General features: G+C 66.8%; 6 protein-coding genes. 4 read left to right on the top strand and 2 right to left on the bottom strand.

Features of this window, described 5'->3' with window-relative positions; translation table 11 throughout:
• The first annotated feature begins 5 nt into the window (after positions 1-5).
• Genes Q4610_RS15225 through Q4610_RS15210 form a run of 4 tightly spaced genes read left to right on the top strand, consistent with a single transcriptional unit; the run spans position 6 to position 8,203 of the window.
• A complete protein-coding gene (locus Q4610_RS15225; protein WP_304536820.1) occupies positions 6-1,580 on the top strand; it encodes a glycoside hydrolase family 43 protein in 1,575 nt (524 codons plus the stop codon).
• The gene (locus tag Q4610_RS15220) at positions 1,577-3,916 is read left to right on the top strand and encodes a glycoside hydrolase family 95 protein (RefSeq protein ID WP_304536819.1); all 2,340 of its coding nucleotides are present in this window, start codon (positions 1,577-1,579) and stop codon (positions 3,914-3,916) included. Before Q4610_RS15225 ends, Q4610_RS15220 begins: the two co-directional genes overlap by 4 nt.
• On the top strand, positions 3,913-5,844 hold the full coding sequence (locus Q4610_RS15215) for an NPCBM/NEW2 domain-containing protein (protein WP_304536818.1): 1,932 nt from the start codon (positions 3,913-3,915) through the stop codon (positions 5,842-5,844). The genes Q4610_RS15220 and Q4610_RS15215 overlap by 4 nt, the downstream gene beginning before the upstream one ends.
• Positions 5,845-5,881: 37 nt before the next feature.
• Positions 5,882-8,203: a glycoside hydrolase family 127 protein gene (locus Q4610_RS15210; protein WP_304536817.1), complete on the top strand. Its 2,322-nt coding sequence runs from the start codon at positions 5,882-5,884 to the stop codon at positions 8,201-8,203.
• A gap of 104 nt (positions 8,204-8,307) precedes the next feature.
• On the opposite strand, the gene Q4610_RS15205 is transcribed toward Q4610_RS15210, so the two are convergent.
• Positions 8,308-10,221, bottom strand: a complete 1,914-nt coding sequence (locus Q4610_RS15205; RefSeq protein WP_304536906.1) for a sialate O-acetylesterase — start codon at positions 10,219-10,221, stop codon at positions 8,308-8,310.
• A gap of 272 nt (positions 10,222-10,493) precedes the next feature.
• Positions 10,494-11,501 (bottom strand): cupin-like domain-containing protein, encoded by a 1,008-nt coding sequence (locus tag Q4610_RS15200; RefSeq protein WP_304536816.1) that lies wholly within the window; start codon positions 11,499-11,501, stop codon positions 10,494-10,496.
• Positions 11,502-11,509: the final 8 nt, after the last annotated feature.

Genomic DNA, 11,509 nt, shown 5'->3' with positions numbered 1-11,509 from the left:
TGGCGATGACGCCCAGGTTGACGCTCCGCCTCGCTCTTGCCCTCGCCACCGGCATGACCGCCGCCGCCCTGCCCGCGCAGGTGTGGCGCGCCGACCAGGGTGACGGCACCTATCGCAACCCGGTCTTGTTCGCCGACTATCCCGATCCTGACATCATCCGCGTGGGTGACGATTATTATTGCGTCACCACGACCTTCGCCAATGCGCCCGGCGTCACCATCCTGCATTCAAAGGATCTGGTGAACTGGCGCATCGCCACCCATGTGGTCGACCGGCTGGACGGCGATCTGCGCTATGACCTCAAACAGGGCGGCAGCTATCGCCACGGTTTCTACGCCGCCAGCCTGCGCTTCCACAACGGCCTCTTCTACCTCGCCGTGACGCCGGTGGGGCACAAGACCCGCATCTATCGCGCCGCCAGGATCGACGGCCCCTGGACCTACAGGGAACTGGATCGCGAAGCGTTCGACCCCGCGCTCTTCATCGATGCGGATGGCACCGCCTATCTGGGCACCTCGATCGGCACCGATGGCACGGTCACGCTGCTGACGCTGGACAAGGATCTTTCCACCGTCACCGCCGCCCGGAAAACCTATTATAACAAGGGCGCGGAAGGCTCCAAGATCATCCGGCACAATGGCTGGTATTATCTCTTCAATGCGATCCCGTCCAAACTGGCGATGACCGTGTCCCGGTCCCGCAGCCTGTGGGGACCATGGGAAACCAAGCCTTCCATCGACGACAGCAGCGGCGGCCATCAGGGCGCGATCGTCGATATGGCCGATGGCAACTGGTACGGCTTCGTCATGGTGGATGCCGGCGCGATCGGGCGCATGACCAATATCAGCCCGATTTTCTGGAAGGACGAATGGCCCTGGTGGGGCACGCCCGACAATCCCGATCATGTCCCCGCCCGCTCGCGCAAGCCCATTGCGGGCCATCCCTTTGCCGAACCACCGTCATCCGATGATTTTTCCGCGGCCAGGCTCGGCTTGCAATGGCAATGGAACCACAATCCCGACGACAGCCGATGGTCGCTGGGGCAGCGCCCCGGCTTTCTGCGCCTGCACGCCACCCAGGCGGACGGCATCTGGACCGCCCGCAACACGCTGACGCAAAAGGCGCAGGGACCACGCGCCCGCGCCGTGATGAAGGCGGACATTGGCGGCATCAGGCCCGGCGACATATGCGGCCTTGGCACCTTGGGCAAATATAACGCCCAATTGTCGGTGGTCGGCGGCGTGCGCGGCGCCCGCGCCCTGCGGATGCAACTCACCGGGTCCACGACCGCTGGCCCCGAAACGCAGGTCCGCGTCCCGTCCATCCCGATCCGGGGGCGGACGCTGTGGCTGCGCGTCGACATGGATTTCAACACCAGCCAGGGGCGCACCGCCTACAGCCTCGACAACCGCCGCTGGACCGATGTGGGCGGTTCCTTCCCACTCGCCTTCGACTGGCGCACCGGCACCTTCCAGGGACAGCAGATCGCCCTTTCCTGCTACAATCCCGCGCCCACGGGCGGCTATCTCGACATTGACAGCTTCACCCTCATGACCCTGCCGGCCGGAGTGCAGCCATGAGCCTTAGTCGGCGCGAAACCATGGCGACGCTGGCGGCGGGCACGGCGACGCTCGCGACCCGGCTGCCAGCGCAGGGCGCCCCCGGCACGCCCCACCCGCTGCGCCTCTGGTATCGGCAGCCGGCCGCACAATGGACCCAGGCCCTGCCGATCGGCAATGGCCGCCTTGGCGCGATGGTCTTTGGCGGGATCGCGCAGGAACGGCTGCAACTCAACGAAAGCACCCTCTGGGCGGGCCAGCCCTATGATCCCGTCAACCCGGACGCGCAGGCGATGCTGCCCAAGGTCCGCGCCCTGATCTTCGACGGGAAGATCGCGGAGGCCGAAGCGCTCGCCAACCAGATGCTGATAGGCAAGCCCCTGACGCAAATGCCCTATCAGACGCTGGGCGATCTGATCCTGGACTTTCCCGGCCTTGGGACGACCAGCGGCTATCACCGCGCGCTCGATCTCGACACCGCAATGGCGACCACCCGTTTCCAGGCCGGCGGCACGGGCCATGTGCGGCAAATCGTCGCCTCGCCTGCGGATCAGGTCATCGCCCTGCGCCTGTCGGCAACCGGCGCAGGGCGGATCAACGTCGATATCGGCCTGCGCTCGCCCCAGCGCGATGTTCAGGTCGTGGCGGACGGACCCGGCGGCCTGCTGATGACCGGGCGCAACGGCGCGTCCGGGGGCATGGAGGGGGCCATGCGCTTCGCCGCCCGCCTGTCGGCGCAGGTGGAAAGCGGCCACGCCACCCACGGCCCCGACGGCCGCCTCCGCATCCGTGGCGCGCAGGCCGTGACCCTCTTCATCGCCATGGCGACCAGCTACAGGAGGTTCGATGACATCAGCGGCGACCCGCTCGCCACGACCGCCGCGACCCTCTCCAAAATGCGCGCCCGCTCTTTTGCCGCGGTGGCCGCCGACACCGCCGCCGCGCACCAGCGCCTGTTCCGCCGCGTCCGCCTGGACCTGGGCACCACGCCCGCAGCGGCGCTGCCCACCGACGAACGCATCGCCGCCTCCCAGACCAGCGATGATCCAGCGCTCGCCGCCCTCTATTTCCACTATGCCCGCTATCTGCTGATCTGTTCGTCCCGCCCCGGTGGCCAGCCCGCCAATCTTCAGGGGCTGTGGAACGACAGCCTCAATCCGCCCTGGGGTTCCAAATATACGATCAACATCAACACCGAAATGAATTATTGGCCCGCTGAACCCACGGCCCTGGGCGAATGTGTGACGCCCCTGGTCGACATGGTGCGCGACCTGGCCGTCACCGGCGCGCGCACCGCCCGGTCCATGTATGGCGCGCGCGGCTGGGTCGCCCATCACAATAGCGACCTGTGGCGCGCCACCGCCCCGATCGACGGCGCGCAGTTCGGCCTGTGGCCGACCGGCGGCGCATGGCTGTGCACGCATCTGTGGGATCATTATGATTATAATCGCGACGCTGCCTATCTCGCGTCCATCTATCCCCTGATGGCGGGCGCGGCGCGTTTCTTCCTCGATACGCTGCAACGCGATCCCATGACCGGCTTCCTCGTCACCAACCCGTCGATGAGCCCCGAAAACCCGCACGGCCATGGCGGCACCCTGTGCGCCGGGCCAACCATGGACATGGCGATATTGCGTGACCTGTTCGCGCAGACGATGGCGGCCGCCGCCATCCTGGGCGTCGACGCCGCCTTCGTTGCGGAGATGGCGGCCGCCCGCGCCAGCCTTGCCCCCTATCGCATCGGCCGCCAGGGCCAGTTGCAGGAATGGCAGCAGGATTGGGACGCCGACGCACCGGAGCAGGATCACCGCCATGTCTCCCATCTCTATGGCCTCCACCCGTCGCGCCAGATCACGCCGGACGGCACGCCCGATCTTGCGACGGCGGCGCGACGGACGCTTGATATCCGGGGCGACCGGGCGACCGGCTGGGCCACCGCCTGGCGCATCAACCTGTGGGCGCGGTTGCGGCAGGGCGACCATGCCCACGCCATATTGCGCTTTCTGCTCGGCCCGGAACGCACCTATCCCAACATGTTCGACGCCCATCCGCCCTTTCAGATCGACGGCAATTTCGGCGGTGCGGCGGGCATTGTCGAAATGCTGATGGACAGCCATGGCGACAGGATCGACCTGTTGCCCGCCTTGCCCCGCGCCTGGCCGACCGGCCATGTCACCGGCCTGCGCGCCCGCAACCGATGCGCCGTGGACATAATGTGGCGTGATGGCCGTCTGGAACGGGCGATGCTGCGGCCCGAACGCGACGGGGACAGACGCATCCGCCTCAATGGACGAACCTGCACCCTGTCCCTCACGGCCGGCACGCCGGTCACACTGACCTTGAAGGACTTTTCATGACCCTGCGCCGCGCCCTGCTGCCCCTCGCCCTCCTGTGCGCCGGGACGGCCCTATCGGCCCAAAGTCCGTCAACGCAAAGTCCGCCATCGGCCCAAGGCCCCGATCCGCTCACGCCTGCCGGCCGCTGGAGCGCCTATCAGGCGGGCCAGGCCGCCCTGCCGCCCATGGGCTGGAACAGTTGGAACGCCTTCGCGACCGAAATAGACGAAGCCAAGCTGATGGGATCGGCCCGGCGCATCGTCGATAGCGGGCTGGCGCAAAAGGGCTATCGCTATATCAACATCGACGATGGCTGGTGGCTCCAGCGCCGCACCCGTGACGGACGGCTGATGATCCGCGCGGACAAATTCCCGTCCGCCCGCACCGGGCGGGGCGACCCCTCCTTCCGCCCCCTGACCGACAAGCTCCACGCCATGGGGTTCAAGGCGGGCATCTATTCCGACCTTGGCCGCAACAGTTGTTCGCAGGCCTATGCCACCGGCCCCGCCCAGTTGCCCGAAGGCAGCGTGGCCGAACGCGAAGTCGGCCTGTATGGCCATATCGACCAGGACATCCGCCTGTTCTTCGCGGACTGGGGGTTCGACGCGATCAAGGTCGACGGCTGCGGCATTCGCGCCTTCGCCGCCGATGCACCGCGCGTGACCAGCGGGCGCTTCCGCGCGCTCGCGCCGCTCATCGACCAGAGCGCGATCACCCGTTCGAACATCCCGGCGGTCCAGGCGCTGTTCGCCGACATCAACCAGTCGCTCCGCCGCCACAATCCCGATGGCGACTATCTCCTCTCGCTCTGCATCTGGGGCAGCGCCAACGTCCGCGCCTGGGGCAAGGATGTTGGCAACATCTCGCGCACCAGCGATGACATATCATCCGACTGGAGCCGGATGCTCACCAATTATGACAGCGCCGTCCGCCGCGCATTCTACGCGCATCCGGGGTCATGGAATGATCCTGACATGCTCTTCATCGGGGCTGGCGATTTCGATGTCGATCATCTGACCGAAGCCCGGTCCCATTTCGCGCTCTGGGCAATGATGAACGCACCGCTGCTGATCGGCGCGGACCTGCGCACGACGCCCCGGCCCCTGCTCGACATTTTCGGCAACACCGGCCTCATCGCCCTCAATCAGGATCCCGCCGGTCATCAGGCCATCCTGGCCTTCGACAGCGACAGCCTTCAGATTCTGGTCAAGACGCTGGCCAATGGCGACAAGGCGGTTGCCCTGTTCAACCGCGGCATCGCCCCGGTGGACGCGGTGCTGACCGCCGATCACCTGAAATTCCTGGCGGATCGCAGCATCGCCATCACCGACCTGTGGACCGGGACCGCAAGCGCCTTCACCGGGGAGATGCACATGCGCGTCGAACCGCGCCAGACGCTGGTGTTCCGTGCGACGGGCACCCGCGCCCTGGCCGATGGCGTCTATCTTTCCGAACAGCCCGCCATCGTCAATCCGGCCGTCGACGGTGTCGTCCATCCCCAGCCCGATCCCACCATCTACCGCTCCATCCCCGGCTGGCGCGGCACGCGCGGCATAGGGGAGCGCCCGATCTACGCGGGCTGGGGCGGGGCGATGCCGGATGCCACGCCCTATGACCAGCCGCTGGTCGTCGGTGGAAAGGGCTTTGCGTCCGGCATCGGCGTCCTCGCCAATTCCCGGCTGGAAGTGCGCAACCAGGGTTTCGCCCGCTTCACCGCCAGCGTCGGCGTGGACGACAGCGCGCTCGACGGCCGGCAGACGGTGCGCTTCTTCCTCTACGGGGATGGCAAGCCGCTGGCCGGCACGACGCCCCTGCGCCGGGGCGACGCGCCGCAGTCGCTGGCCGCAGATGTCAGCGGCGTCGCCATCATCGAACTCGTCGCCCGCGCTGACTCCGTTCAGGGCAATGCCGTCCCTGTGACCTGGGGCGATGCCGCCCTGCGTCGCTGACCGGGCAGATGCCATCAGATCGCAAGAGGATATCCACATGATCACCGTCATCAGCCGCCGGACGATATTGTCGTCGGCCAGTCTGTTCGCGCTCCTGTCGCCGGCGCTGCTGCGTGCCGTCCCCCGGCGCGGGCCGGGGCGGGTCGCGCCGGTGCCTGCCCGCAACGTCACGCTCAAACCCTCGCCCTATGCCGACGCCATGGCCGCCAACCGGCGCTACCTCCTGTCGCTCGATCCCGAACGGCTGCTGCATAATTTCTATGTCTCCGCCGGCCTGCCCGCCCCCGCCCCGATCTATGGCGGCTGGGAAAGCGAAAGTATCGCGGGCCATACGCTGGGCCACTGGATGTCCGCCATGGCGCTGATGATCGCCAACAGCGGCGACCCGGAACTGACCGCCATCCTTGACCGCACGCTGGCGTCGATGCAGCGGATACAGGCGGCCGGGGGCGACGGCTATCTGGGCGGCATGACGGTCCTGCGCGACGGCCGCGCCGTGCCGGGCAAAATCGTGTTCGAGGAATTGCGGCGCGGCGATATCCGCACGACCTGGGAACTCAACGGTGCCTGGGTGCCGATTTACGCCCTGCACAAGATCATGGCCGGCCTGATCGACGCGCATCGCCTGGCCGGGCGCCAGGCCGCATTGCCGATCGTGCGCGGCATCGCCGCCTATTTCGCGACGATCGTGGAGGCCCTGTCGGACGATCAGGTGCAACGGATCTTGTCGGTCGAACATGGCGGCATCCTGGAAAGCTATGCCGAACTCCATGCACTGACAGGCGACCCCCGCTGGCGCGCCGTCGCGGAAAGATTGCGGCATCATGCCATTGTCGATCCGCTGGTCCGGGGGCAGGACAGGCTGGCCGGGCTGCACGCCAACACGCAGATTCCCAAGATCATCGGCCTCGCCCGGCTGCACGAACTGACCGGCAACCCGCAGGATGCCGATGCCGCGCGCTTCTTCCATCGCACGGTCCTCGACCACCACAGCTATGTCATCGGCGGCAATTCGGAACGTGAACATTTCGGCCAGCCCGACCGGCAGGGTGAACAACTGACCACGGCCACCTGCGAAGCGTGCAACAGCTACAATATGCTCAAACTGACCCGTCATCTTTATAGCTGGTCCCCCAGCGGCGACTGGTTCGATTATTATGAACGCACGCAAATCAACCATATGCTCGCGCACCAGCGGCCCGACACCGGCCAGTTCGTCTATTTCATGCCGATGGAGGCGGGCGCCAGGCGCGACTATTCCACGCCCGACGCCAGCTTCTGGTGCTGTGTCGGATCGGGCATGGAAAGCCATGCCAAACATGCCGATTCCATTTACTGGCATGACGGATCGACGCTGTTCGTCAATCTCTTCATCCCCTCGACGCTCGATCTGCCGGACGGGATGATGCTCGACCTCGACACCGCCTATCCGCAGGACGGGGCCGTCACCCTGACCATCACCCGCGCGCCCCGGCGTCCCGTTTCTCTCGCGATCCGTCGCCCGGCCTGGGCCGATGGCGCGACCATCGCCCTCAATGGCGGGCCGGTCGACGCGGACGTGCAGGACGGCTATTGGCGGATCGGGCGGCGCTGGCGCACGGGCGATCGCGTGGCGATCACCATCCCCATGACGCTGCGCGCCGAACCGCTGCCGGGCGCGCCCGACACCTGTGCCTATATGAGCGGCCCCCTGGCGCTGGCGGCCGATCTGGGTGCCGCCGATGCCCGGTTCGACGGTCCTGCCCCCGCCCTGCTGATGCGCAGCGACCCCCGCGACGCGCTGATCCCGCAAAACCAGCCGCACCGCTACCGGACGACCGACGTACTGGGGCAACAGCATCGCCTCATGCCCTTCTACCCGCTTTATGACCGGCGCGCGGCCGTCTATTTCCGCACCTTCACGCCGGAAAGCTGGGCCAGGGAACGCACCGCCTATCAGGCTGCCGAAGCCGCCCGCGCGGACCTGGCCCGCCGCACGATCGACATTTTCCATATCGGCGAAATGCAGCCCGAACGCGACCACGCCCTTGCCGCCACCGCCGGCGCAAGCGGCGAATTTTACGGCAGGAAAAGCCGTACCCTGCCTGAAGGCGCGCAGATGCGGTTCACCATCCAGCGCCGCCCCGGCCCCGCCACGCTCCAGATCATCTATTGGGGCAACGACACGGACAGGATGATGCGGATCAGCGTCGATGGTCGGGAGGTCGCGGTCGAACGACGCGAACGGCGTGCCCGGAACGAATGGCTGGTGGCCGACTATCCGCTGCCCCCGACCCAGGCGGCGCAATCCACCGTCACGCTGACCGCGCTCAAGGGCAAGAGCGTCCTCTATGGCGTCCGCAGCATCGAAACCCGCTGAACATCCCGATCGATCAGCCCCCGGCGGACCGCGCCTGACACGGATTGCCCCGCTCCGTCCTGCGCGCGCAAGGACGGAGCGGGGCAACCTAAACGCATCGTACTTTAGCGCATCTGCAGGATCGGCAGTTCGAACGATCCCACCGGCAACGGCGCCTCATCATAGAGGTTGACGACCGGCGACCCGGCCCAGGCATGGCGTACCCGGACCGCTGGCTGGCCATCCCCGTTCAAGATCACGCGCCCGCCTTCGATCCTGCCGCTCACGAAGCGGCAACTGCCTGCCGCCGCCCCGCACAGTTCAAAGCCGATCGCCTGCGCCGCGCTGCGCGTGTGCAGCCCGCCGGTCAGCCCGGTAAAGTCGATCACCGCACCACCATCGGCCGTGGCGGTCGCCCGCGCGGCCTGCGGCCCGGTGCGGGATATCGGCTCGCCATAGGCGACCGCCCGCATCGCCCGTGCCAGCCGGCGGCCGACTTCCTGCTTCTCGCCCGGATGAATATCGAACGGATCGCCCAGGTCGATCGCGGTGGCCAATCCGCCATGATCGTCCCGCGCCATCGCCTGATATTGCACCTGCCGCATCACCGCCCAGCCACTGTCCACCGGCGTCGTGGCCGGATCGCCATAGCCCGCCAGTTGTACAGCGACGAAGGGCAGGTCGGGCGACCCGAACTGCCGACGCCAATCGGCCATCATCGCCTGCATCCGGTCGGCATAGCCGGGCAGGTCAACGTCGGATTCGCCCTGATACCAGGCAACGCCTTTCAGGCCGATCGCCCCCAGCGGCGCGATCATGCCATTATACAGCGTCCCGGTGCCGGTCGTGTCGCTCCACGGCACGCGCGGCGCGCCCGGCGGCGACCGGGTCGCCACCGCATAGCGCCACCCGTCGCCCAGCGGCACATCCCCCGCCTGCCCCAGCGACAGCGTCATCACCCCCGCCGGGCCGGACAGGCCGCCACTGGCATAACCATCCTGTACATTGACGATCATCACATTGCGGCCCGGCTGCAACACACCGGGCGGCACGTCGAAACGGCTGGGTTGCCAACTGCGCGCGCTCATGCCGACCGGCTTGCCGTTGATCCACACCCGGCCGACATCGTCCAGCAGGCCCAGCGACACTTGGCCGGTCGCCCTGGCCTGCGCCGGCGTCAGGTCAATCTCGCGCCGATACCAGACCATGCCGTTAAAGGCCGCCAGCGCCGGCACGCCCCATTCCTCCCAGGCGCCGATGCGCGGCACAGGGGTCCAGGCGATGCCGCTATCGGGCTGCCACGGTTCCTTGCCGGGCGCATCGCCGCTTTCCTTGCGCCACCATGCCTCCCATTGCGCGCTGGCCGCCCGTTCAGCGGCGAAGGGGTCGCGCCCGTGCAGCGACACCAGTGCCGATTGCGCGCCCTGCCCGACCGCCGCCTGCGCGCGCGCGCCCATCCATGGGCTGATCCGCGATCCACCCCAACTGCTCGCGATCGCGCCGACCGGCACCTTCGCCGTCTTGCGCAATTCGCGCGCCATATAGAAACAGGTGGCGGAAAACACGGCCACGCTGTCCGGCGCGGCAGGGCGCCAGGATGGTGCCTGCGGGAAATCCCGCAACGGCTCGTCCGCCATGGCGCGCGGCACCAGCATCAACCGAAGCTGCTGGTCGGCCGATGTGCGAATCTGCGTCGTCGCATCCTGTGCGTTGCGCACTTCCAGTTCCATGTTGGACTGGCCCGAACACAGGAACACGTCCCCTACCGCCACATCCTGCGCGGCGACGCTGCCCGATGCGGCGCGCGCTTCCAGCCGCACGGGGCCGGTTGCGCTGATCGGCGCGAATGCGGCCTCGAACCGGCCCTTCCGGTCGGTGCGCACCGTGCGTGTCTCACTCCCAAATGTTATCGCAATCATTTCATCGGGACCGGCCTGGCCGGTGACGACTACCGGATGATCGCGCTGGATCACCGCATGATCGCCGAACATCGGGTCGAACCGTGGCGTCGCCCATGCGGAAAGGGGCGTGATCGCCACACCGCTCAAAAGAACTCCTGCCAAATATTTCAAATGTTTGTGCGCAAACATGGCCGCCTGCTCCTCTCTTGTCATGGGCCGATGCGGTGCCGGGCCATTGCCGCAGGCATAGCCGATTTTTCCGGGGTCACAATCCATTTGTTACCGCTATCTTATATTGTCCATCGGCCTTGGGGGCAGGGCGTCATTTTGGCGTATAGCTGTACACTTCGCTGTAACGGAAACGCGATGCCGGTCGCACAATGCCGTCCCCCGGCCCTGAAAGCGCGGGCCTATCCGTGCCGCAACATCTTCATGACCAGGGCGCGAATCCGGCCATAACTGCCCTGCGCCAGCGGTCCCAATATCCCATGCTGCGCTTCGGGCAGATGGGCCAGCGGGTGGCCATCGGGGCGAAACACATAATGGTCGAAATAGGATCGCCATGCCGCGCGTTCGGCCGCCGGCCTTTCGGCGATCGCGATCATGGCCAGCAACAGCGACGCATAGGGCGAATCCGGTCCCGACGAAAATCCGTCCCACCAGTAATTGACCAGGATATTGACGGGATCGAGTGCGTCGACCTGATGCCACCAGAGTTTGGGCAGATAAAGCGCATCGCCCGGTTCGAGGATGGCGACAACGGCTTTCGCCTGTGCGGCGGCGAACCGCGGAAAGGCGCCCGCCCCGTCCGGCGCACCTGCCGCCAGGGATATGGGTTGCCCGGACAGCGTATGATCGATCGGCCCGACATACAGGTCGCCGATCGCTTCGGGCGGGTACAGCGTGAAACGGCGGCGCCCCGCCACGACACAGGCCAGATTGTCATAGCTGTCATAATGGCAGGCCACCGTCGACGGATTGCCCAGCCACAGACGCGGGCGCCCATCGCGGTCGAACAGGTCGATCGGATTATCCTCGGCAAATCCGGGGAAATAGGCATCTGCCGGCAATGATCCCAGATATCCTGTTTCATCGGGCTTCAGGACATTGGCGCTGATCCGTTCCAGCGCCGCACCGACACGGATGGTTTCCCGCGTGAAATTGAACCCGGCCAGCGCCTCGCCATAATGATAGCGCCCCCCAAGCGCCGATGGCGCGGAAAAATATTCCGCCGCCCGCCCGGCAGCGAACTGCCCAATATACGCCATCGCCGCCTCCGGCCCGCGCAGGCCCGCCAGGGTCGATGGCCAGTTGCTGCACAGCCCCCGGATCACTGCCGGCTTGCAGGCTAACGCCAGGGCGCGCAGGCCATGGGCGCCGCAAACATCGGATGCGCTCAACTCTGACAAGTCGGTCATCTGCGCGC

It is taken from the genome of Sphingobium cyanobacteriorum, from assembly GCF_030580935.1.
Classification (GTDB): Bacteria; Pseudomonadota; Alphaproteobacteria; order Sphingomonadales; family Sphingomonadaceae; genus Sphingobium; species Sphingobium cyanobacteriorum.
The sequence above is the reverse complement of the archived record's forward strand: the minus strand, read 5'-3'. Positions and strand labels throughout refer to the sequence as shown.

Excerpts from the sequence above, each read along its gene's own strand:
- Q4610_RS15215 (WP_304536818.1), top strand. The coding sequence starts at position 3,913 with ATGACCCTGCGCCGCGCCCTGCTGCCCCTCGCCCTCCTGTGCGCCGGG.
- Q4610_RS15200 (WP_304536816.1), bottom strand. The coding sequence starts at position 11,501 with ATGACCGACTTGTCAGAGTTGAGCGCATCCGATGTTTGCGGCGCCCAT.
- Q4610_RS15210 (WP_304536817.1), top strand. The coding sequence starts at position 5,882 with ATGATCACCGTCATCAGCCGCCGGACGATATTGTCGTCGGCCAGTCTG.
- Q4610_RS15220 (WP_304536819.1), top strand. The coding sequence starts at position 1,577 with ATGAGCCTTAGTCGGCGCGAAACCATGGCGACGCTGGCGGCGGGCACG.
- Q4610_RS15225 (WP_304536820.1), top strand. The coding sequence starts at position 6 with ATGACGCCCAGGTTGACGCTCCGCCTCGCTCTTGCCCTCGCCACCGGC.